Annotated in this window: 15 protein-coding genes; 7 read left to right on the top strand and 8 right to left on the bottom strand. The window is 67.3% G+C overall.

The annotated features are described in order from the left end of the window. Window positions 1-71 precede the first annotated feature (71 nt). Window positions 72-1,373: a vWA domain-containing protein gene (locus AC1DPN_RS16370; protein ID WP_477085834.1), complete on the bottom strand. Its 1,302-nt coding sequence runs from the start codon at window positions 1,371-1,373 to the stop codon at window positions 72-74. Window positions 1,374-1,442: 69 nt separating this feature from the next. Continuing rightward, on the bottom strand, window positions 1,443-1,970 hold the full coding sequence (locus AC1DPN_RS16365; protein ID WP_477085833.1) for a protein-tyrosine phosphatase family protein: 528 nt from the start codon (window positions 1,968-1,970) through the stop codon (window positions 1,443-1,445). A 158-nt stretch (window positions 1,971-2,128) separates the two neighbouring features. Here AC1DPN_RS16365 and AC1DPN_RS16360 point away from each other — a divergent pair, with 158 nt between their 5' ends. After that, on the top strand, window positions 2,129-2,689 hold the full coding sequence (locus tag AC1DPN_RS16360; RefSeq protein ID WP_477085832.1) for an RNA polymerase sigma factor: 561 nt from the start codon (window positions 2,129-2,131) through the stop codon (window positions 2,687-2,689). A 124-nt stretch (window positions 2,690-2,813) separates the two neighbouring features. Here AC1DPN_RS16360 and AC1DPN_RS16355 read toward each other — a convergent pair whose 3' ends face one another. After that, window positions 2,814-4,484, bottom strand: coding sequence for a nuclease-related domain-containing DEAD/DEAH box helicase (locus AC1DPN_RS16355; RefSeq protein ID WP_477085831.1), 1,671 nt, complete (start codon window positions 4,482-4,484; stop codon window positions 2,814-2,816). Between the two features lie 695 nt (window positions 4,485-5,179). Here AC1DPN_RS16355 and AC1DPN_RS16350 point away from each other — a divergent pair. Continuing rightward, complete coding sequence (locus AC1DPN_RS16350; RefSeq protein WP_477085830.1) at window positions 5,180-6,148, top strand: protein NO VEIN domain-containing protein; 969 nt, start codon at window positions 5,180-5,182, stop codon at window positions 6,146-6,148. Between the two features lie 586 nt (window positions 6,149-6,734). Further along, window positions 6,735-7,919 carry a competence protein CoiA family protein gene (locus AC1DPN_RS16345; protein ID WP_477085829.1) on the top strand — a complete coding sequence of 395 codons (1,185 nt, stop codon included), beginning with the start codon at window positions 6,735-6,737 and terminating at the stop codon, window positions 7,917-7,919. 63 nt (window positions 7,920-7,982) lie between these two features. Here AC1DPN_RS16345 and AC1DPN_RS16340 read toward each other — a convergent pair whose 3' ends face one another. Further along, on the bottom strand, window positions 7,983-9,950 hold the full coding sequence (locus AC1DPN_RS16340) for an ATP-dependent helicase (protein ID WP_477085828.1): 1,968 nt from the start codon (window positions 9,948-9,950) through the stop codon (window positions 7,983-7,985). A 142-nt stretch (window positions 9,951-10,092) separates the two neighbouring features. Beyond that, window positions 10,093-12,540, bottom strand: coding sequence for an AAA domain-containing protein (locus AC1DPN_RS16335; RefSeq protein WP_477085827.1), 2,448 nt, complete (start codon window positions 12,538-12,540; stop codon window positions 10,093-10,095). Window positions 12,541-13,236: 696 nt separating this feature from the next. On the opposite strand from AC1DPN_RS16335, the gene AC1DPN_RS16330 reads away from it, so the two are divergent. Further along, on the top strand, window positions 13,237-15,327 hold the full coding sequence (locus AC1DPN_RS16330; RefSeq protein WP_477085826.1) for a DUF262 domain-containing protein: 2,091 nt from the start codon (window positions 13,237-13,239) through the stop codon (window positions 15,325-15,327). 7 nt (window positions 15,328-15,334) lie between these two features. Here AC1DPN_RS16330 and AC1DPN_RS16325 read toward each other — a convergent pair whose 3' ends face one another. Continuing rightward, window positions 15,335-17,149: a nuclease-related domain-containing protein gene (locus AC1DPN_RS16325; protein WP_477085825.1), complete on the bottom strand. Its 1,815-nt coding sequence runs from the start codon at window positions 17,147-17,149 to the stop codon at window positions 15,335-15,337. 4 nt (window positions 17,150-17,153) lie between these two features. Next, on the bottom strand, window positions 17,154-19,124 hold the full coding sequence (locus AC1DPN_RS16320) for a DEAD/DEAH box helicase (RefSeq protein WP_477085824.1): 1,971 nt from the start codon (window positions 19,122-19,124) through the stop codon (window positions 17,154-17,156). 662 nt (window positions 19,125-19,786) lie between these two features. Between AC1DPN_RS16320 and AC1DPN_RS16315 the strand changes: the two genes are divergently transcribed. The 3 genes from AC1DPN_RS16315 to AC1DPN_RS16305 all read left to right on the top strand — a co-directional run bounded on the left by AC1DPN_RS16315 (window position 19,787) and on the right by AC1DPN_RS16305 (window position 22,192). Continuing rightward, window positions 19,787-20,626 (top strand): NYN domain-containing protein, encoded by an 840-nt coding sequence (locus tag AC1DPN_RS16315; RefSeq protein WP_477085823.1) that lies wholly within the window; start codon window positions 19,787-19,789, stop codon window positions 20,624-20,626. 135 nt (window positions 20,627-20,761) lie between these two features. After that, window positions 20,762-21,415: a hypothetical protein gene (locus AC1DPN_RS16310; protein WP_477085822.1), complete on the top strand. Its 654-nt coding sequence runs from the start codon at window positions 20,762-20,764 to the stop codon at window positions 21,413-21,415. A gap of 339 nt (window positions 21,416-21,754) precedes the next feature. Continuing rightward, window positions 21,755-22,192, top strand: coding sequence for a hypothetical protein (locus AC1DPN_RS16305; protein ID WP_477085821.1), 438 nt, complete (start codon window positions 21,755-21,757; stop codon window positions 22,190-22,192). A gap of 38 nt (window positions 22,193-22,230) precedes the next feature. Here the strand turns inward: AC1DPN_RS16305 and AC1DPN_RS16300 are convergent. Next, a partial coding sequence (locus AC1DPN_RS16300; RefSeq protein ID WP_477085820.1) for a pentapeptide repeat-containing protein occupies window positions 22,231-22,716 on the bottom strand: 486 nt, incomplete at its 5' end.

Raw genomic sequence — 22,716 nt, 5'->3', positions numbered from 1 at the left:
CGGTCCTCACGCGTCGAGCAGCTCCGCCGGGATGGTCGCCCGGCGGAGCGACGCGTGAGGTCTCGGTTCGGTCAGTGCTCAGAGGACGGGTCGGTGGCGCTACTGTCGATCTCGCCGCCCTGGACCCGGCCCGCGTACCTGGACTTGTGGGCGTGGTCGGCGTTCAGCCGTTTGCTCGTGTACTCGGACCCGCGGCGATCGAGCACCTCTCGTGTCGTGCCGAGCCAGCTCAACTCGTCCGCCTCGCGTTTCGAAAGTGACTCAGGCGTCGCATCGGCAAAGGCGCTCATAGCGTCGTCAAGGAAGGCTCGCGCGCCCGCAAGGTCACCGCGGTTGAGGGCACCCTCGGCCTCCTTCTTGGCTCGCTGCGTGGCCAGGAACAGCTTCTCCCGTTCGACGATCGGGGCGGGCACGCGTCCCTTGGCGACGTCCGCCGGCACGACGTTCACCGAGATCGGGATCGTCACGGTGTGCTCCTCGAGCGTGGGGATCACCACCCAGGTCAGCGTGACCGTGGCGACCTGAGCGAGGCCGAGTGCCGCCATCGCCGGGACGGCGAAGGTCAGGACGACCCGGCGGGTCTCGGCGGCGTAGAAGTCACCGAGCTCGACCAGGACGCCGTCCTCGACCGCGGTCGAGGGCAGGTCGTTGAGCACCGAGACGGACCGGACGTCCGCTGTGGGTGCCACGTGCAGGCTCGCGGCCTGCGCGGTCTTCGACAGGAGCCCGTCGATCTCGGCTGCGACCGCGGCGGCTGCGGCGTCGGCGTGCTCGGCGAAGGCGTGGTTGCCCGATCCGCCCCGGGCGACGGCGGCGAGCAGGGTCTCGTCGTAGCCCAGGCCGATGCCGATGGTCGAGGTGGTGATTGCCTGCTGGGCCGCCTTGCGGGCGACCCCACCGAGTGCGTCGGGGTCGGTGACGCCGGCGTTGGCGTGACCGTCGGAGAGCAGCACGATCGTGGCGCCCGTCTCCGTGCACACGCGTCGGGCTTCCTGCAGGCCGCGCAGGTATCCGGACGACAGGTCGGTCGAGCCTCCGGTGTCGAGGGCGGCGATGCGGTGGCGGATCTCGTCGCGCCCGCCGGCGCTGACAGTCCCCGCCGGGACCACGACCTGCGCCTGGTCATCGAACGCGACCAAGCCGAACCGGTCGGTGTCGGCGAGCCGGTCCACCAGGCGCAGCAGCGCGCCCTGGGCGTGCTCCAGGCGGCCACCGCCCATCGAGCCGGAGCGGTCTAGGACGACCACGACCGTGTGCTCGGCACGGGTGTCCTCGGCGGCGGGGGTCGGCGCGACGAGCTCAAGCAGGACAGTGACGGTGTCGTCGGCCTCGAGGGCGACGACATCCACATCGAGATGGGCGGACAGATGCATGGGTGCTCCTGGGGAGTGCGAAGTGACGGGAGATGACGTGCCTGGCGCGGACGTGCGGGGCGGATCCCGTCACCCGGGGACCACGTCCAGCCCGAGCGCGGCCGGCGCACGGTCGATCAGCCAGTCGACGAAGTCGGGGTTGAACAGCGCGTACGCGGAGCGACGCTCACGGACCAGACGGATCGCGTCCTGCGCGGTGCGGCCGGAGAGCATCAGCACGAGGACCGCGACGAGCCCGGAGCGGTTGAGGCCCGCCTGGCACCTGATCAGCACGCGGTCGCCCGACGACCAGCGTTCGTGCGCCCACCGGGCCGCAGCGACGACCCGGGTCATGTCGGCCAGGTCGGGGTGTGCGTCGGGGAACCCGTACCGCAGCTCCTCGACCCCCCAGCTGCACGGCAGCGCCCAGGCGAACAGCGTGACGACGGCGTCGAAACCGCTCGCGTCGTCGCCCTGACGCAACTCGGTGGCCGTGTCGATCCACGCTTCATCATCGGTGCCGCCCTGGAACAGACCGGGCGCGATCATCGTCACGAGCTCGGTCGGCAGCAGGCTCTTGTCAACCCAGGACGGTGCGTACAGCGCAGTGTCGGTCATGTCGCTCTCCTCTCGTGGGCGACCGCTCGGTCGCTCACACTGAGTACGACGTGACGGAGGCCAAACCATGAACACCGCTGCAAAAACTGGTGTGATGGTCGGGCCAAGAACAGTTCTACCGGCAACCACTGACACGACAAGGGACGGAGTTAGCCGCCGTGACCCGCCCCGACGACGCCATGCTGCGCGAGGCCGCGACGATCGCGACCCGCGTCGCTCGGCGCTACCTGATGACAGACCGACGCGGCGAGGCGGTAGCCCCGGACGACATCGCGCAGGACGTCCTCATCGCCTTCCTGCGCCAGGATGTCGACAACCTAGAGAACTGGCGCGCCTGGGTGAACCACGTCGCCCGCAACCGCGCCATTGATGTTGTGCGTGCAGGCAGGGATGCGAGCGGTCTGCCCGACGACAACGGGACGTCTGCGCCACCGAGGGCGTTGCGCGAACTCGGAGGCAGCGCGGCCGGCATCTGGAGCTCGGTGCAACGGGACCTCTTGGCGACGCTGTCCGACCGTGATCGAGAGATGCTGCTCGCCCACGCAGACGGTGCGTCCAACGCGGACCTCGCGCGCGACTTCGGCCTCGCCGACGCCGCGTCCGTCGCTACGACGCTCACCCGAATCCGACGCAAGCTGCGAGTCGCCTTCCCCGATCGGGCGGACGTCCTCGAGCTGCTCGGCCCCACGCCGCGGGTCTACGACATCGACAACCGCTGAGTCGCGGCACACTCGCAGTCGAGACCCCACCTGCCGAGCTGTAGGTGCGCGGCGACTGATCCCGGAAGCCGGCTTTTCGATCATCGACGGGACGTCCACCCCTGACGGTCCCGCGGAACTGGGTTCACCCCGCGCCGGTCACGTCGGTGGACCACGGTTCGGCGTCAGCCAGGCGCTTGCGGGTCGACTCTCCTCCGAGTCGTTCAATCGTGTCGCGCGGCCCGACGACCACCAGGAGCGTGCGGGCGCGCGACATGCCGGTGTAGAGCAAGGACCGCGCACGTTCCTCCTCGCGGAAGCCGTTGACCGCGAGGACCACGGCGCTGCGTTCCAGGCCCTTGAACCCGAGGACGTGCCCGTAGAAGACGTCCTCCTCGGCGAAGAACGCGTCCCAGTACCCGTCGTGGCCGGACGCCGTGAACTCGACCTGGAGGGGGTGTCGGCGGCCGGTGGCGAGCAGGGCGATCTGGCCGGGGTTCCAGCCTTCGGCCAGGAGCTGCTCGACCATGTCGTCGGCGGCCCCGATCGCGTCTTCCGGCGGAACGTCGACGATCCGAATCGGTGACCCGTCCCATCCCCTCGGACGGGTGATGCCGTCGCGCAACGACCCGCAGAGCTGCGCGATCTGCTTGGTGGAGCGAAGGTTCTCGTCCAGCACGACGGGGTCGACGCTGATCGGTGCGACGCCGTCGCGTGCAAAGACGCGTTGGGCCTCGTCGAGGAAGACGTAGAGCCGGCCCTGGTCCGGATCGCGGAGGCACTGCAGCAGCGACTGCCACCACTCCTCGCCGAAGTCCTGTGCCTCGTCGACGACGACGGTGTCGAACAGGTCCTGGCGCGGGCGCGACGCAGCGAGGCGGCCCAGGTGCGCGGGCAGCTCGGACTCCCAGTAGGCGCTGTTGTCGTCGGAACCCGTCGGTGCGCCCCAGCGGATCGGAAGGTCGTGGAAGAGGCCGACGAAAGTCGGCCGTTCAGCCGGTCGCCAGGTCTGGGTGACGCGAACGAGGTACCGGGCGAGACCACGCGAGTAGCAAAGGAGCGCGACGCGGTCGCCGTCCTTGGCGCGGCGCCGCGCCTGTTCGAGCGCGAGCCAGGTCTTGCCGGTGCCGGCACCGCCGACGACCTGGAAGCGCCGGAACGTGCGTAGGGCGTCGAGGAGACGCGCCTGGTCCCTGGTGAGCTGGTCGAGGTGGTCCTCGTGCTCGAAGGCGCGCGAGAGAGCGTCCACCTGCGAAGGGAACGAGCCCGTGAGGTAGGTGACCAGGGCTTCGAGCGCCCCGGCGTCGAGTCCGGCATGACCGGTGCCGTGGTCTTCGATCGCACGCTTGATCAGGAACGCGACGTGCGTGAGGTCGTCGCGGTCGATGAGCATCGCGCGGGGTAGGTCGGGTGCATTCAAGGTCCGGGAGACCGGCGTGTGTGGGAGTGCGACGATGTGCGCGATGCGTGCGTGCGCCGCTCCGAGGCCGTGTTGGAGGAGAAGTCCGGTCAGGACGTGACGGGCCTCCTGGACCTGGTGCACTGGGTCGAATGCGTGCTGGGCATCGCGCGAACCCTGCCACCAGTGACCATCCCTGCGGGTGACGTGGCCGCCCTTGACCTCGATGGCGGCCAGCCCCACGCCGGGCCACGCGACGAGCACATCGATCTCGCGCTCGGTGGCTCCGTCCTGCAAACCGACGTTCGAAAAGACCACCGCGTCGTCGGGCAACTGGTCTCGCAGCGCCTCCCAGACCGCGCGCTCGGCGACGCCGCCGTCCCTGAAGTCCGGGTCCGTGGGCAGCAGGCGTGGCATGGCGACTGTCTATCGCATCGCCGCGACGGGGAAGCCTCGCATCGCCGCGACTGCGGGTGAACTGGTCGCGGGCTCACAGGTCGTCGCCCGTCCAGCCAGGTTCCAGCTCTAGGCGCTGCGGGGCCACCTCCCCGACGAGGTCAGAGAAGCCTTCGTGAACGCCGCTCGACGGGTCTTCTGACCCTGGGGGTTCACTTTCCGGCATGCATCTTCTGGTTGAGGCCGACTCGAGTCGGCTCGTCGGCACGAGCCCGTGGGCGGTTCAGCAGATCTTCCCGGCGTGGTCCTTGGCGTTGGAGCTGCTCGTGGTGCGACCAAGGTCGCCGCCCCGGCCGGCCGGCTCATCGCGTTCCAACACGTCAGCAACCCCGGAAAGCAGCCGAGGTGGTTCGTGTGGGCCAAGGACGACCGTCGCGTGTTGAAGGGGATCTACGCGCCTAGACCGGAATGGTTGAGGGCGGGTTCCGAAGTCCCTCTTGGATGACGGCGGCTGGCGAAGCGACTGAGTTCTCGAGGTCGTCGTCGCCTCACTGGCATGGGATTCCTGTCCCCGATGCTCGCATCGGACGGGCGCTTGTCGTCGTCGGCGGAGATCAGCGAGTGATTTGCCCACAACGCATCGCCGCAGCGATGGGAAGCTTCCGACTATGGCTCTCAATACGTGGTGGGATGCGGACGCCGGTCAGAGGTACTGGATGGAGATCGCCACCGGCGAAACGGGCGAGCTCCTCCAAGCGCCGAAGTTTCCGGGTGCGACGTGGTCTTACGACCTGGTCGGTCAAGTGCGGCTCGGTGATCGAGTACTGCACTGGCGATCCGGTGTGGGTCGCGGATTCGTCGGATGGAGCGAAGTCGTCGGCGACGTGCGCGTCGTTCCGCAATACACGTGGCAGCCGCGGGGCACCGCCGGCCGCGCGCTGCCCGGCCCTCGAACGACTGAGGGATGGGTGGCTCCGCTCGGTGGGCTGCACCCGTTCCCAACGACGCTCACGTCGGACGACATCCAACGGCTAAGCGCGAAGATCTTTGAACTAGATCGCGCTCTCGACCGGTCGCACGGAGAGCCGACGTATTTCCCGTTCTATCTCTACGGGGGTAGGCAGGTGCGGGCTCAGCAGGGTTATCTCGTGAAGTTCCCTGTCGAGCTCTTCGACGTGATCCCCGGACTCGACGCGGCACGAGAGCGTGTCGTGCCAGATCCAGATGATGAGCTACCCGAGGACGGACAGCCGCGAAGGAAACCCGCTCCGCGTGGGCGCGTAACGCGCGTACAAGATCCTGTGCTCCGTCTCGCCATAGAGCGTCGTTCCGTGGACGTGGCGAAGGCTCACTACTTCGGCCTTGGTGCGCGCGAAGAGGACGTCGTCGAGCTTGGCAAGCCCTACGACCTGCGCGTCCAGTTGGACGGCGTCGAACGCCACGTTGAGGTCAAGGGGAGCTCGATGCTCGTCTCCACTGTCGAGCTCACCATCAACGAAGTCGAACACGGGCGCGCTCACGGCGCCTGCGATCTCGTCGTCGTCGACGGGATCGAGTGGAAGCGTCAGGAAGACGGATCCGTCAACGCCACGGGTGGGACGTTGCGTGCGTGGACCGACTGGACGCCGAGCGACGACGACCTGAGCGCCCGAAAGTTCGCCTACAACCTGCCGCCCCTGGACTAACGATCGGAGGCATGTTGGAGATGGGTCGGGGGAGGCAAGCGACGCGGCTGTAGTTCTAGGGACCGTCGCGCTTCTCCGCATGGTTGGAGCCGATTGCGTTCGTCATGCGAAAGCTCGCTCCATTGCTCGATCGCATCCTGGGCAGAAAAGCCGGATGTCGGGCACGCCACCGAAGAACGTGTCGACGAGCGCCCGTGTTCGACCACACTGACGGCTCGTCTGACTGTCGACCGGGTTGCGCGACGGTCGGCGGTCTCGTGCGCAGGCGCCAATCGACCGAGCGACCTGCGCGCAGCTCCTGACAGGAGCGGCGCGCAGGTCCTGTCTTCTTCGCGCCTGGAGCGCCCACTGACGGCGGCGGGCGGGCGTGCAACGGTCGCGAGACCGTACGTTCAGTCACTATCGCTCGCGGCGAGCCGCCGCACTCGCTCGACGCTCCACGTATATCGAGACGACTGGTAATCGTGGCAAAGCGCAGTCAGATGGTTTGTGGCTGCGCTGGTCAGCGAGATCATGCGCTCAGCCAGTACGACGTCCGAGTGAACGGCTGTCGGGGCCGTCAGTCCCGTGTGAGACGGTGCCGCCCATGACGAACGTGCTGTACCCGGTTGCCCGCGCGGGGGATGAGCTCGTATGGGCTACCGAACTGGCGCGTCACCAGCTGCGGCCGGGAGGCATTTCCTGTGTCGGCTGCAGCCAACCGGTGTCGCTACGCGCCGGAAAGAAGGTTCGGCCTCATTTCGGGCATCGGCCCGGGGCGGTCTGTGCCGCGCCGGAGACTGTGCTGCACTCGACCGCGGTGCGGGTCATCGCTACCGCGCTCTCGGAAGCGATATCAGCCGGTAGCCCATACCCCGTCCAATGGTGGTGCGGAACCTGCGCCAGCAGGAACGACGGCAATCTTGCCCGCGGCGAGGGCAGAACTGTCACGGTCGATTCGGCCTTGCCTGGGGTCCGATATCGGCCGGACGTCGCCGTGCTTGCTGCCGGACGCCCGGTCGTCGCGGTCGAGGTCATCGTCACGCACGACGTCGAGGACGCGACGGCCACGTACTACGACCAGGCGGGCATCGCGGTGATCCGAGTCTGGCCAACCTGGGAGGACTTATCGTCGCTGCGTTCAGGCTTCGTGCTTGAGCAGGGGGCTCCAAAGTTCACCACGGCGGGCGCCGTCCGATGCGCATCGCTTACGCACGTCGAACCGATCGCGCCATGCGGGACGTGTTCGCAAACTGCGGACGTGTTCCGGCTGGAGGTGGTCCGGGAACGTCTGGACTGCTGGAAATGCGATAGGGACGTGCCCATTCTCGAGTTGTCCCGAGTGGCAGACGGCGCGTCATTCAGTGCCTCTGACCAGGAGGTAGCCGGCGTGACCACAATCCTGAACGGCACTGGGGTGAAGCTCGCGGACTCGTTCAGCAAGACGGTCGGCCGGCGCTACCTCATGCACCACTGCCCGGCGTGCAACGCAAAGATTGGCGACTTCTACGCGTACGGGGCCGGCGGGCTAGTGCTGGCGGGCGAGAAGGTGCGGTTCGCGTCTCGGTGCCCGGACGGGCACTGGACCCGAACGGTGGCGGTGTCGGTCGAGGAGACTCGCAGCCCGTTCGAACGCTGGGAAGTACCGATGCCGAGGGGCGGCGAGGTCGGCACCGACGCGCGGGCCCATGCCAGACTTGGGACGGCCGGGTCTGCGCGGTTCGTCGGTACTGACGGGATCTCGGTACGACAGGCGGTCTCGCGGATGTTCAGCGGGGGTCTCTACGGGTAGGTCTTGCGGGTCCGGGCGACTCTCGAACCGTGGCGCCGCACACCCATGAAGCTCCTCCCCAAATCACAACCCGGTGAGCTTGTTATCTGGACGCACGGTCTTCTTGCCGCTGGCACCGAAGTTGATCGTCACGTTGCCACCGCTGACGGCGACGACCCGACCCATTCCGAACTTGTCGTGCGTGACGCGCTGCCCCGTTGCGAAGCGTGCCGCGCGGGCGGGGTCCCCACTGCGGGCAGCAGCCATGCCGACTCTTGTGCGCGTCTCGCGCACTCGAGGAGTCGGCGACGGCCCGGGTCGCGGCGGGAGCAACTCGGAGAGGAACGGAGAAGGGCGACTGGAGCGGCCCCCGGGTCGTCCTGCGGCCCACGTGAGTACCAAGTGCCGCTTGGCGCGCGTGGCAGCGACGTAGGCGAGACGCCGCTCCTCGGCTAGCTGAGCTGACGTCGTCGCATAAACGGACGGTAGAGAGCCTTCGGTGGCGCGCGCGATGAGGCATGCCTCCCACTCAAGACCCTTGGCCTTGTGGATCGTGGTGACCATGACCGCGCCGCGGCCGCGCGGGACGTGGTCCTCGGCGGCCCGTCGGTCCAGGTCTGTCGACAGGGTCCGCGACGTGCGTCTCAGTTGCTCCGGCAAGGACTGGACCAGGGTGCGCAATGTGTCCAGGGCGTCCCACCGTTCGCGGGCCGCGCCGGTGCCGTCCGGTGGGCGGCTCGCATCGAATCCGACTCGAGTCAAGGTGCGTTCGAGAACGCCAAGCGCGTCGTCGTCGGGCGCCTGGTTCGCGTGCTCACGAAGCAGCGCGAGCACTTGGCTGATCTCGCGGCGGTCGAAGTACGCGGACCCGTCACCACCAATGACGGGGATGCCGGCGTCCCGGAGCGCCGCGGTGATCTTCACAGCCTGGACGTTGAACCTGTGCAGGATCGCGATCTCAGCGGCGGGCACACCCTGCCGCAACCATCGACGGACCGTGTCGACAATCCTCCCGTCTTCATCATCTTCGTCGTCGCACCGAACTACGACCGGAACCGGGCCGTCCCCGAGCATCCCCACTAGCGGCGGGCCGACCGCCTCCGGTGTGCCCGACATCAGACGGTTCGCGGCGTCGACCACCGGGGTAGTCGAGCGGTAGTCCTTGACCAAGTCCACCGTGACTGCGTGGGGAAACCTGATGGTGAAGTCGCGGATTAGCGACGTCTCTGAGCCCTTGAAGGCGTAGATCGCCTGCCGGGCGTCACCGACGACGGCGACGTTGTCGCGTGAGCCCAGCCACGCGTCGAGCAGCCGTTGCTGCGCCTGGTCGGTGTCCTGGTACTCGTCGACCACAAAGGCGATGTACTGGTTGCGGACCGTTGTGGCGACCCGGTCGTCTTGCTCGATCATCCGGGCGCAGAACGTGAGCAGATCAGCGAAGTCCAGCACCCCGTTGTCTCGCTTCGCGGTGGTGTACCTCTTGATCGCATCGGCAACGACGGCGATGTCCATCCCGGGCCGCCGGCCGGCGGCCTTCGCCTGGCGCAGGTACTGCTCGGCGGTCAGGTCGCGTGCAGCAGCCCACGCGAGCTCGGTCCCGAGGTCGGTGACCAGCGCCGCATCCACGTTCTTGCCAGGCGTAGCGAGCGTCGCACCAAGCGCCGCGCGGAGGTACCGGTAGTAGGTGCCCTTCCCGTTTGCGTCAAGGAGCACCGGCCCGTCTCCTGGCAGGTCTGTCGCCCGCCAGAAGTAGCGCAACTGACGGAGCGCTGCGGCGTGGAAGGTGCGCGCCTGGACGTTGCCGACCCCGAGGCGGTCGAGCCGATCGCGCATCTCTCCTGCGGCCTTGTTCGAGTGAGTCACGGCGAGCAACAGGTTCGCTGGCACGGCGTTCGTGAGGTGCTGGTAGGCGATCCGATGCGTGACAGTCCGAGTCTTTCCCGTTCCGGCGCCCGCCATGATCCGGAGCGGACCGGTTGGGGCAAGAACCGCATCGGCCTGTTGTTCATCTAGGCCCGCGAGAACCCGATCCGCTGCGGCGTTGCCGGGCACATCCCCTCCACCCACTTGTGAAAATAGTTCGACTGCACATCGTGCCGTGCGGCACCCACGCACCGACCGGTGAGGGCCAGCGACGCCCATGCCGGTCTCATGACCGGTCGCGGTTGTCCGCTTGGATTGAGCAGTTGGCTCTTCACGCGAAGGCTCGCTCCATTGCTCGATCGCACACCGGGCAGAAGAGCCGGACGTCGGGCACGCCGCCGAAGAACGTGTCGACGAGCGCTCGTGTCCGACCGCACTGACGGCACTCGTCAGACTGCCGACCGGGTTGCGCGACGGTCGGCGGTTTGGTGCGTAGCAGCGAAACCGTTTCGGAGGCAAAGGAGCGGAGCGCGGTGCGGATGCCCCGGACCGCGCGAGCGAACGGCACACGGTCAAAAGTCCACAGCACGGTCTCGTCGACAACGACGGCATCGAGCTCCATGGGGGAGCGAAGGTCGACCTCGTACCCGACGATCCGCAACTCTTCGGCGTGCAGCGACCAGTTGCGCCACGATTGGCCAGCAGAGATACCCGCCGTGACGCGCCGGAGAACGCCAGAGGGGACGTCGTGGCGCAGCGCACGGACCTCGTCAACGACGGCTTCGTCGAGGTGACTGAGATAGAACGCGACTGATGTCGACGATTGAGTGAGGTCGGATGCGACGCGCTCGGCGATGTCTGACGACAGGATCTCGAACCGTGGGTCGTCCACGGCCTGCAGATGATCCATGAAGTTGTCGGATGCGTGGTGCGAAACGGCCGCGAGTGCCTCCTTCGGCCTCCCGGCTGGCATCTTTCTGATGAGGTCGCGCACAGCGCCTGCGACGACCAGTTGGTCTTTGGCCCGACTGAACGCCACGTTCATTAGCCGACTCGTGTCATCGTTTACATCGGTGCCCTGGAACCATCGACCGACCTGTTGGACCGCCCGCGCTTCGGTGACGTCGAAGTAGACGGAACTGGCTTCGTCGCCCTGGGCGCGATGCACGGTCGAGCCAATTGGTTCCCGTAGCGCCGTGCCAGCAAGATCATGAGCGACCTTCTGCAGAAGCGCGGATTGCGCTCGGTACGGACTTACGGCCAGGAGGGACTGGCGGGTGATGGGCCGATCGCGTTCGGCGGCGAGAACGAGGCCCGCGAAGAGCTGGGCGCTGACGGGGTTGAACTGGCTTCCGCGCTTCGCTCGGAACGACCGTGCGAACGAGATGTTCAATGCGGCGACGACGGGAAGGTCGCTGAAGAATGCTGCGCTCGTTCGGGTGAGTACGTCCGGGGCGGTCTGCAGCTGGATTTCGGGGTAGAAGGAGGCGTCGACGAGTCTCGCTACGGCTTGGGTCATGCGGTGCTGGACCGTCAGGGCAACGAGGCCGGGAGCTGAGGGTGAGGCGGCGTTTCTTGCGGTGGACGCGTGCTCGAACAGGCTCCGGCCAAGGAACTTCTCAGCGCGGGCGGTTTCTGCGACGACTATCGGTGGGAGTTGCCTGAAGTCGCCCGCGATGAGTGCGTGCGTTCGCGCGAGCCCGAGGCAAAGCCAAGCTGTCGGGATCGACACCATCGAGGCTTCGTCGATCACGACCGCTTCGAAGGTACGTTCGAGACGCCCGCAGGCCGCGCGGTGTGCGGTCGTGCCTAGGACCTGTGCCTCGCGCAAGACGGCGGACTCGAGGTGCCGGATGGACAGCCGGAGTGACTCGGCGGCGTCCTCGAGCTCGACGAGTCGTTGGTCCCAGCGCTTCACGTCGTCGCGTTGGTGCTGTGGGTCGAGGAGAGAGCGCTTCTCGCGGCACTGTTCTATCGCCTGACGCACGCGAACCAGATCGCTCGTGTGGGTCGACCCCTGGGCGGTGAGTGTGCCGGCGACCGTCAGGAGGGCGCTGTGTGCGTCCGAGATCGCAGATGAGTAGCTGCCAGACCGGACAATGACACCGGGGCTCAAGAGTTCCCGCGCCTTCAGAGCGTCAGCGGCCCGAATTAGAGCAAGGTCGACGGCCGCATTGGTGTGGCTCACCACGAGGACGCTTAGTCCGGCTTTGACGAGCTCCACAACCGTGTGAGCGACAGTCGTCGTCTTCCCGGTCCCTGGCGGACCCCACAGGAACGTCGTTCCTGGAGTGAGCGCGGTCGAGACAGCCTGGGCTTGGCGATCGTTCAGTGTGCCGAGTGACTGCGGTGCCTGAACTTGGGCGGGCTGATTGAGGAGGTTGTCGGCGCGTGCGCCGTCGAACCACTCATCGGCCGCGATGGCGTCCAGTCGTCGGCGGAGCTGCCGGACGAGTGCTGCGTTGTCGACTTCGAGCCTGCACACGACTCCGACGACCGAGATCGACGCGCGGACGAGTAGGACAAGCGACGTGCGACGGAGCTCGAGTATCTCCGCTTGGTATTGCTGCCTACCGACGAAGAGGTCGGCCTCTTGCCCTTCCTCGACCCCCTCGACGTCGACAGACGGAAATTCGACGATGGCGTGCCCGGCGCTCCGATTGCGGTCGATACCGTCGACGAGTACGAATCGGCGACGCTGGGTGGCGACGGCCGCGACCTCGTCGTCGAGCGCCTGTCGCATCCCGTCGAGGTCGCCCAAAAGGCTTAGGTCGCGCATTCGCAACTGCCGTGACGGTAGCGGGCGTTGCAATGGCCACAGAGGAGGCCATCAAGCGCTTCGGGAGAAAGCAGCGTCGCGACTCTTGAGGTCACCGAGCGGTCGGCCAGCTGCTCAGTGAGTGAACGAGTGTCGGGGCGTACAAGCGCTGGGACCCGTCCAGGTGGCGGTGACGCCACCGGAGGGGGGAGGCGTTCGAGCCTGATGCGTGCGGTCGGAGTGGGCAGCCCCGGATTGAGGTTCGGCTGAGCCGGTTCTCGGCCGGATTCACGCTTCCGAAGGTCTCTTTGTCGATCTCTTGGCTCTGGCTCTTTCCGACGAACGACGAATCCTGTAGCCGCCCGGGCTACGTCGGACATGCCCGCGATGATCTGTGCGTACTCGTCCTCCGAGTGGTCGCCCCAGCCTCGCGCGGCCATCACGCCGCGCAGCTCCGTGAGGTTGTGGGGGCGCTCGCGCAGAATGATCCGGATGGCCGTGGCGGCACTGCTCGGCAGCGGCATGTTCATGGCGCGTGGAACGTGCAGAGCGGCCCCTTCAGGCCACCGGCGATCGCGCCTACCTCCTCCACACGTATCGTCGTGCGAAAGGACAGACTGAAGCGTCAGCCGACGACAATCGCGGATCGACACGCAGGAATTGCGCGAGCGTGCTCGTTCGACTCCTGTCGCGGGTCGAGGATCTAGTGTCTGACCTGTGGAAGCACACCCGCGGCCGTTGAAGTCCGTATTCCGAACCGACGTCCGCCTGACTGTTCCGCTGTTCCAACGCGCGTACGTTTGGAACGTCGCCGACCAGTGGCTGCCCTTGTGGCAAGACATCGTGACGACCGAGCGACGCTTTGCGGATGGCGACCTCACGCCGCACTTCCTTGGTGCCGTGGTCCTGCAGCAGAAGCCATCCGGGCTGGGAAGTCTGGAGGTTCGTGAGGTCATTGATGGTCAGCAACGACTGACGACGCTTCAGCTCTTCATTGCCGCAGTGCGCGACTTGGCTGAGCACCGGTACGACGATGCTCGGCTGGCTCGTCGGCTGACGAAGCTGGTGGAAAACGACCGGGACCTCGTTGAGAAGTCCGAAGATGCACTCAAGCTCTGGCCAACCAACCGCGACCGCGACGCCTATCGGGCGGTCCTCGACGGTGCACACGTCGACACGGTCTACGGGACGAAGCCTGCTCGGCCCGTTCAGGCGTACGCCTGGTTCCGCGAGCACATTGCAGACTGGGTCGAGTCGCGGCGTCCTAGGAGCCCGAGCGAGTCGCTGGGCAGCCTGACGGACGTGATCACCGATGGCTTGATCACCGTGGTCATCGACCTCACAGCCGACGACGATGCGCAGGTCATCTTTGAGACCCTCAACGCCCGCGGGACGCCCCTGCTGGCATCGGACCTGATCAAGAACCTTCTGTTCCGGACGCTCGAGACCGCCAGGCGGCCCGTCGAGTCGCTGTACCAGCGCCTTTGGAGCCCGCTGGAAGCGAGCGTGTGGGAGGAGAGCGTCCGGCAAGGGCGGCTCAAGCGTCCGCGGCTCGACGCGTTCATGAACTACTTCCTGATGACGTTCCTGCAAGAAGAGGTGCTCGCCCACGATCTGTTCTCGACGGCCAGGCGCTATGTGCGCGGTGACGCGGACAGGGCGACCGAGATGCTCGAGGCGATCAGCGGGTATGCCGAGGTGTACTTGGCAATCGAGACAGGCACTGCGGGCACGGTGGAGGAGCAGGCGATGCTCGCCCGGCTGCGCATCGCCGACTCGCAGACGGTGACGCCGCTGTTGCTCTGGTTGTTCTCGCACACCCGCGGCGCCGAGCGGTCTGGGGCGCTGAGAGCGCTCGAGTCGTTCATCGTCCGGCGCTCGATCTGCGGATGGTCGACAGCAAACTACAACCGCATCTTCCTTGAGCTTGTGCGTCGGCTCGGCGCGGGTGAGCGACCGGTCGACGACGTCGTCGAGCGGTACCTCGCGTCGATGACGTCGGGCTCCGGGTATTGGCCGACCGACTCCGACGTTGCCGACGAGCTCGCCGGTCGCCAGATCTACCTGCGGATGAACCGGGAGCCTCTCCGGTTGCTACTGGAGACCCTCGAGGCGTCATCGAGTAGCCGCCTCACCGAACCACTCGCCGATCGCAGGCTCTCGATCGAACACCTGCTGCCGCGGAGCTGGGAAACGAACTGGGCGTTGCCTGACGGCAGCACAGCGCTCGAGGCGCAGGCCCTGCGGGACGCCCGAAACGGCATTCTCCACACGATCGGCAATCTCACACTCGTTACCGGCTCGCTGAATAGCACGCTCTCGAACGCGCCGTGGGGGATCAAGCGCGGGCACCTGCTGGAGCACTCTGCACTGACGCTCAACCGCAGCCTGCCTGGCCACTGGGACGTCGACGAGATCCGGGCTCGCACCGCCACCCTGAGCCGCGTGATCTGCGCCGTATGGCCACGCCCGGAAGTCGAGGGCGAGTCGATGGGCGTCGTGCCCCGGGACGAGCGCGCCACGGCCGATGAGCTCGCCGGCTCGGTCGACTGGTCGGCGAACGGCGTGGCCAAGTCTTCGTCGCGCGGCGACATCGCTGCGCACATCGACTTCGCTTTCGCCGGGATGCCGAGCGGCACGTTCCTGACGATCCTTGAGATCAGCAAGGTGGTCTCGCCCGCCTACCCAGATCGCTCGCCCTCCCAGGGGGCGATCTCCGCGCGGCTCTTCCCGCAAGGCCGGGAGTCAACGCTGGCTGGGGTGCGTCCAGATCGGCAGGGCGGCGTGCGAGGCGCTACGAAGGTGTAGGGGGCGCTTAGCGGGCTGACTCCAGCTGCCGTCTGATCCCTTCGTGAGAAGTCATGCGCCCCGCGGAGCGGTCCAGCACTTGTTCTGCGGGATACCACTCATGCGGGGAGACGTGTCCGACGACGAACCACGGCGAGCTCGCGTCCCGACGAGACAAGACGGTGCCGTCACCGGCGATGCGGATCCGTCCGCCGTCGGGACGACCGGCGCGGAGTCGCTGGTTGACTTCCTCGGCGGCTGAGCGCCCGATGACCTGACTCAGGAACAGCCCGGACCGCCGATCGAGCACGTCGGGCACCCTGACGAGCAGCGAGTACGCCGGGCCGAGGGTGTCTCCGTCCCACAACGCCCCGACCTCGGTGGTCGGGTTGCCCATCAACTGGGGTGCGCGGGGTGTGCCCTCTCGCAGGTCGGTGACTAGCTGCTCGAGCCGCAGGGCGAGCATCAGGTCGCGCCCGAGCGACCGGCTCAGATCGAGAACCTCGTCCAGGGTCCAGTCCAGCGTGTACGCGTCGTCGAGGCGTGCCAGCACGCGTTCGTGGAGGCGGGTAGCCCCGTCGAGCCGACCCGCCATCGCCTCGGTACGCGCGATGCCGAGCAGCGCCTCTGCTGGGACCGTGGGGTCGCTCGATGTCGTGCGAGCCTGCGGTGAAGGCTTCGGTGCGCGTCGCGGCACGGCGGGCCGCTTCTTGGGCGTCCTGACCGTGACGCTGTCGCCGTACGCGTTGAGCAGCTTCTGCACGAGGTCGGCCGGCAGAGCGGCAGGTACGTCGTCGTGAGTCGTCTCCCCACTGGACGGCTGCTCCGAGTGGTCGCCGGCTGGAATCTCGTCGGTGATCGGCGTGGTCCATCCGACCAGCGCTGCCTCCTCGTCGACAGAGGCAAGGACCTCGTGAGCGGCTCGCCGACGGATGACCACGTCGCCCACGGCTTCACCGCCGGCGACCGCCTCGAGGTCGTCCCACAGGGCGTCGGCGACCACACCGATCAGCGACTCGATGCTGAAAGCTGCGCGCACGGCGGCGACGCAGTCGTCGTCGACTCCCAGCTCGCGCAGCTCCACTTCGGTGAGCTCGTCGAAGACGGGGCGATCGTCGTCGACTAGCTGGACGGGATCGATGGGCTCGTCGGGCTTGACCGCCTCGATGGGTCCGCGCGGTCCGTCGAGATCGGTGCTCTCGACCGGTGTGCTCGGCGAGATCGGAGCTGGCGTGGCGGGCGAGTGTTGCTGACGTGGGGCCAAACCGCTCCTGTCGAGCAGTCGGAGCAGTGCATCGATGTCGGGCTTGATCAGATCGCCGAACCGGCCGCGGCTCTTGAGGAGCTCACTGAAGGGCGGTACGCCGGTCACGTCGAAGCCGTCGAGGCCATATACCTCGCTGGTGGTCGAGTCGGAGAGCTCGACTCTGGAGCCGCGACCGTGCATGACGACCACAGGCACGACGTAGGGAAGGCGGACGGTGTCGCGTCCGGGCAGCTTCTCGGACTCGAGCAGACCCTTGAGTCGCTTGGCTTTTTTGTCGGTCTCGTTCACCGGATTCGTTCGCACGTCTTCGCGACCGCCGCGCGGCCGCACCGACCACTTGTTGATCCGGCCGGTGACGTCGCCGTGCCAGCCCTTGAGCTCGATCAAGAACAGGCCTCGTGGCGCCAGCAGCATGACGTCGATCTCGTTGATGTGCCCCGATCTGTCCGGGAACGACAGGTTGGACCAGGCGTGCCACATCGCATCATCGGGAATCAGGCTTCGGACCGTATTGAGCGCTTCCGCTTCGGCGGGCGTCGCGGGGTCGGCGAGCGGGTGCCAGTTGCGTTCCAGCATGCCGTCACCGACTCCCTGCGTCGACGCGTTCGGCACGGATCCACTCGGCGAGAGCGATCGTCTCGTCGATGCGCTGGAGGAGGTCGGCGGCGGCGGTCGGGTCCGGGCGGTGAGGCCGTCGGGGCGCTGGTAGCGGTCGGGACACGCGGCGGACCGGTGCGGCTCGAACGGGAATCAGGTCCGTGAGCGTGGTCGGCTCGGCTGCTGCGAGCGGTGTGGGCGCGTCCCGGTCCCACGTCGGCGCCAGACCGCTCCAGATGTCGTCGATCGTGGTGTCGTCCCACTCACGGAACAGCACCACAGACGCGGCAGCATCCTCCACCTCGTCCATGAACTCGTCGCGACCGCCGGTCTCTGGGTCCTCGATCGAGTCCAGGGCGTACATGATTACGAACCGCGCGCTCCGGTTGTCGGTCTTCAGGCGGATCACTCGGCCGAGCCGCTGGATCATCTGCCGCCGGGAGCTGCTGGCGCCGAGCACGATGCCGAGATCGATGTCCGGGATGTCGACGCCCTCGTCGAGGATCTTGGGTGCCGCGAGCGCGTCCAGGGTTCCGTCGTCGAGCGCGTCGATGAGTTCCTGGCGTCGCGCGGGCGTCATGCCGTCTGAGTACACGGCGGCAGCGTTGAGGCCGCAGTCCATCAGGATGTCCGCGGCGGCGGTCGCGGTCTCCTTGCTCTGGGTGAACAGTACGCTCCCGCGGCTCTCGCCTATGACTTCCGCCAGCTCGCGCAGCGCGACCTGCTTGGCGTTCGTGTCGGCGAGCAGACGGCGCCGTTCTCGAGTGGAGGACTCGTACACCTTGACGGCGGCGGTCACGCGACCACCCATCGAGCGGAGTGCGCCGAGCTGCTGGTGGAGTTTCCCGGGTGACCCGCCTGCGGCGACGAGCTCCTTGCGCGCCTGGCTGATCTTCCGGCTGAGGGTCTCGTACTGCGTGCGCTCGTCTTCCTCGAGGGCGACGCCGAGGAAGACGAGGTCGAACGGGGCTACGACGTGCTCAGGCACGGCGCGGCTGTAGGTGTAGCGATGCACGATGCGGTTGAAGTACGGCAGTAGCAGCTCGTCGACGCCGTCGTCCCCCCGTTCCAGGGTGGCGGTCAGACCGAGCCGGTAGGGGTAGGCGAGGCGCAGGGCGGTGCTCCAGCCCTCGCCCCCGTATCGGTGGACCTCGTCGGCGACGAGCAGCGTCATTCCGGAGCCGAGCCCGGTCAGGTCGGTCGTCATCGCGCTGTTGACGACAGCGATCACGACGTCGGCACGTGCCGCGTCGCCGCGTCGGACCCCACCGACCTTCGCGATGACGGCCTCGGGGACGAACTGCTCGATCCGCTGCTCCCACTGCCGCTGCAGGAGCAGGCTCGGCACCAGAACGGTCGCCCGTTCCCCGCGGCGGATCCACTGGGCCACCGCCTCCAGCCCGAGATGCGTCTTGCCGGTACCCGTGACCGCCTCGCAGATCCCTACGCCGCCGGCGTCGTACCAGGCTGTCAACGCTTGCCTCTGCCACGGTCGGAGCTCCAGCGTCGGCACCGGGACGGAGAGCGGGTCCCGGTGCACCGGCGTAAACGTCGGCGGGCGGCTCGAATCGGTGGGCCTCGTTCGGGCGACGCGGTCGCGCTGAGCGGGGACGACGGCATCGATATCGGCCGTCAGCCGACGCGGCCCGGCATCTCTCTCGACCTTCGCCGAGGGGGCATCGACGGTGAAGCCGCGGCTGCGCAGCAGCTCGAGTGCCGCCTCCAGCGCGTCGCCCTCGCTCGTTTGCGAGGACCCAGCACGCAGCGCAGCGACTGCGTCCTGCCGCACGTCAAGATTCTGCCGGTCGGCGCGTCGGTGCGAGGCGCGATCGGTGCGGTTGAACGAGGCAGAAGCGTTGCCGACGAGCTGCCATCGGGGGACCCGGCCCTGGTCGTTCTCGAACCTCGGGTCGTTGTAGAGCAGCGGGTTAAGGGCGCGCTTATGGACGGCCAAGCCATCCCTGCGCAAGCGAGCCGCGATGCCCCGGGCAGACAGCCCAGGACTGCTCGCGAGCACGGCGACGAGACGCGTCTCCAGTTCCGACACTTTGCCTCCTCAATCGCAATCTGCCCATCGGTTGACGTGGTCTGCTTCTTAAGCAGTCGGCACGGGTCGGCGCGTGACACCTGCACTCGAAGGCGACACCGAGCGGCCCGGGAAGGCGCAGCGGAGGCGGCGCAACCGCCGCGGAGAGCGGTTCGGCCTCCGCACGTCGGGACATCCGAGGTCCATGCGGACAGAGATAGCTCCCGCAACAATGGCGGGGGCGTGGCGAGGTAGGGCTTCGGTTTCGCGAGCCCCGCGGAAACTGGAGTCTCCCGCGGCCGCGGGAGACGGGCGAGCGCCCGGACGAAGGACACATCGATGCCACCGCCGAACTTCCCCGACCTGTGGTCGGGTGCGTCCCGTCAACCGGGCTACCGCGTGGCGTTGGGCGGCTCGGGCGACATCGACCATCGCACGGGGAGGGTCGGGTGCGTCCAGCGTCCGGGACACGGGGTGGAGAGCGCGACCGTGTGCATGCGTGCACCGCTTCGAGCGACGCCCCTCGCGGAGGGTAGAGACAGAAATCGATACGCTGACCGCAAGTCAGCTTGCACTGCGGAGAGGGAATCATGCCGGAGATGTCCCGGGTCGCGGTCCTCATCGACTGCGACAACATCGGTCGCCAATGGGTGACGGCGATCCTCGCCGAGGCTGCAAAGCAAGGCACGCTAAGCGTGAAGCGTGGGTACGGCGACTGGACGAGCCAATACTTGGCGGGATGGAGACCGGAGCTTCCCCGCCACGCGATCCAGCCGATCCAGCAGTTCGCCTGGGTTACCGGCAAGAATTCGACGGACTCGGCCCTGATCATCGACGCGATGGACCTGCTGTACTCCGGCAACCTGGACGTGTTCTACCTCGTGTCCAGCGACAGCGACTTCACGCGCCTCGCGGTGCGACTGCGAGAATCGGGCAAAACCGTGTACGGCATCGGCGCCCGTCACGCGCCGGAGGCCTTCCGCAACGCATGCGACCGCTTCACCTACCTGGATGTGCTTCAGGTGCAGCATGACGAGAGGGTGCGGCAGGTGGGGTCTCAGGGCGGCGGTTTGGGTACGACCGCCGCGGCGCCTATGGCGCCTGAAGCTTCGCAGCTCGACGCGGTCGAGGCGGCCCTGTTCGCGACGGTCCAGCCCCTGCCGGTCGAGATGATCTTGGCCGGGGTGGACGCAGCCGCGCGCGACGATGGCTGGGCCTTGCTCGCAAACGTGGGTCACTACATCGTGAACACCGACCCGACTTTCGACTCGCGCAACTTCGGCTACGCGAAGCTTGGCCATCTCGCCGCCGAAGTGCCGGGCGTCGAGACTCAGTACAAGCCCGATGCGAACCAGGTGAACCAGCTCTGGGTCCGGCGCGCGCACGCTCCGGAGGACCTCGCGCTGCGCCCCGCCGGGCCGGGAATTTGAACACGAGCGCATGAGTCGACGACGGCCTAGTCGCAGGTCGTGAGGCTGTGGTGCTCTTAACGGGACCTTCTCGGGAGACGAAGTTCCCCACAAGGGCGCCCGAGATCGACGTGTCAGAGCGATGGGAATCGAAGCGTGGACGACGACACACGGCTGATCATCAATCGAAAGGCCAGGGTCTCGACGGAGGCCAGGGCGAGCCTTGCGCGGCACAAGCAGGTCCTGGAGCTTGACCGGCAGGGCATCAGCAGCAAGGAGATCGCCGAGCGATTCGGTGTCGGGAAGACTCAGATCTCCAACATGCGTGTGTCGATGACGGCTTGGGAGATGCTCGGTCTGGCTGACGAGGACGCCTGGGCCACGCTGGAGATCGGCAGCTTTGACCGGCCCGTGTCTGTGTTCGCCTTTGTGACGAGCCCTTACCGAGGAATCCGCCAGTCCTTCAAGACCGCGGAGTTCCAAGGCTTCTGCCGAGGCTTGAAGGGCAAGACGTCGGACGAGCGGATCTCGGCTCTCGTCGACTACGTCGAACGGCACACCACGCAGGAGCGCCGAGATCCGAGCACAGAGCCTGTGATCCTGAAGGACCTCAGGATCACGCGGTCCGAGGTCCTCGCAGTCACGGCGGCGGAGGTTCGCCGAGAGCTGGATCGGCTCACGGCGCCGATCGCGGAGCTCCTCGGCAGGATCGGTGCACGGCAGGGTGGAGTCGGATTGTCGGCAACCTGGTCGACCCCCGAGGGTGGGAAGGTCTCGGTGTCGATCCTGTCCGACCTGTCCGGCCCGTGAGGTAGTCGTGGGGAGCCAGCCCGGGCCGCGCGCGACCGAGCGTCGGTTGGGAGACTGGGCGACATGGCTGAAGCAGACGCCGAGCACGGGCGCACGCACCTCGAGCGTGAGGTCGCGGCGCGCTGCGTGCACACGACCGCGGAATCCGTCCGGACGACCTGCTCGTTCGCGCTCGCGGAGCGCCTGCTGGCGGTGAGTACTACGGTCGGTTTCTCATCGAGCTGCTCCAGAACGCCGCTGACGCCTGGCGCAACGACCCTCGCTCAGGTGACGCCCGATCGCGAGTCGCGGTGGTCCTCACCGCGGAGCCTGCGTTGATCGTCGCCAATCAAGGAACCGGTGCTGACCCCTGAGGTCGTCATCGAGTCGCTCGGACACATCGGCGCCTCGACCAAGTCTGAGGGCGAGGCCATCGGTCACAAGGGCATCGGCTTCAAGTCCGTCCTCGAGTTGACCTCACGACCCGAGGTGTACTCGGGCCTGCAGAATGACGAGCCCTCGCTCGCGGTGCGTTTCTCCCCGGACGAGACGCTCGCCCGCATCAAGGCGGTCAGCGAGCGCTGGGACGAGCTCGTCGCGGGGACGCAGAGCATCGATGCAGGCGACCCGCTCGCGCCGGTCCCGACCCTCCGATACCCGCTGTGGGTGGACGAGCTGCCCGACGAGATCGAGCGGCTCAAGGCATACCCGCAGGCTTCGATAAGGCGGTCCGGCTGCCCTTCGACCTGGACTTTCGCGGACCGTCGTGGGACGACGGAGGACGCTCGGGTCGCCTAGCTGGTGCCGCGCGCTTGGCGTGCTCTTCGATTTGCGACTCATGTCCACCGAACGTCGGTGGTCATCGCATCCCTAATGTTGGCACCCTTCAGGTTGACGCCCCGCAGGATCGCACCAATCAGGTTTGCGCCCGCGAGGTTGGCGTCGGTGAAGTCGGCGCCTTCGAGGTTCGCGCCAGCGAAGTTCACGTTCTGCAGTTTGGCGTCGGTGAAGTCGGCGCCTTCGAGGTTCGCGCCGGCGAGGGTGACCTTCCGCAGGTCGGCTCCGGCGAAGTTCAGGGTGGCGCCATCGAGGGTCGCGCCAGCGAAGTTCGCTCCTCGGGTGGCCATGATTGTTAGGGCTGGGGGTCCTTCGTCGCGGGTGTCGGACAGGGTCGTTCCCTCGAAGTGCGCGTTTCTGAGGTCGGTGTCTATGAGGGTGGCGTTGCCGAGCTTCGTGTTGGTGAAGATTGCTCCCCTGAGGGTGGCGCCTTCGAGGTTCGCGTCGGTGAGGTTGGCGTCGGTGAAGTCGGCGCCTTCGAGGTT

This window comes from Cellulomonas sp. P4_H4 (assembly GCF_056400865.1).
Note: the sequence above shows the minus strand (reverse complement) of the source record. Positions and strands in the feature narration are given on the sequence as shown.

Excerpts from the sequence above, each read along its gene's own strand:
- AC1DPN_RS16325 (WP_477085825.1), bottom strand. The coding sequence starts at position 17,149 with ATGCTGGAACGCAACTGGCACCCGCTCGCCGACCCCGCGACGCCCGCC.
- AC1DPN_RS16315 (WP_477085823.1), top strand. The coding sequence starts at position 19,787 with ATGCCGGAGATGTCCCGGGTCGCGGTCCTCATCGACTGCGACAACATC.
- AC1DPN_RS16345 (WP_477085829.1), top strand. The coding sequence starts at position 6,735 with ATGACGAACGTGCTGTACCCGGTTGCCCGCGCGGGGGATGAGCTCGTA.
- AC1DPN_RS16335 (WP_477085827.1), bottom strand. The coding sequence starts at position 12,540 with ATGCGCGACCTAAGCCTTTTGGGCGACCTCGACGGGATGCGACAGGCG.
- AC1DPN_RS16355 (WP_477085831.1), bottom strand. The coding sequence starts at position 4,484 with ATGCCACGCCTGCTGCCCACGGACCCGGACTTCAGGGACGGCGGCGTC.
- AC1DPN_RS16365 (WP_477085833.1), bottom strand. The coding sequence starts at position 1,970 with ATGACCGACACTGCGCTGTACGCACCGTCCTGGGTTGACAAGAGCCTG.
- AC1DPN_RS16350 (WP_477085830.1), top strand. The coding sequence starts at position 5,180 with ATGGAGATCGCCACCGGCGAAACGGGCGAGCTCCTCCAAGCGCCGAAG.
- AC1DPN_RS16370 (WP_477085834.1), bottom strand. The coding sequence starts at position 1,373 with ATGCATCTGTCCGCCCATCTCGATGTGGATGTCGTCGCCCTCGAGGCC.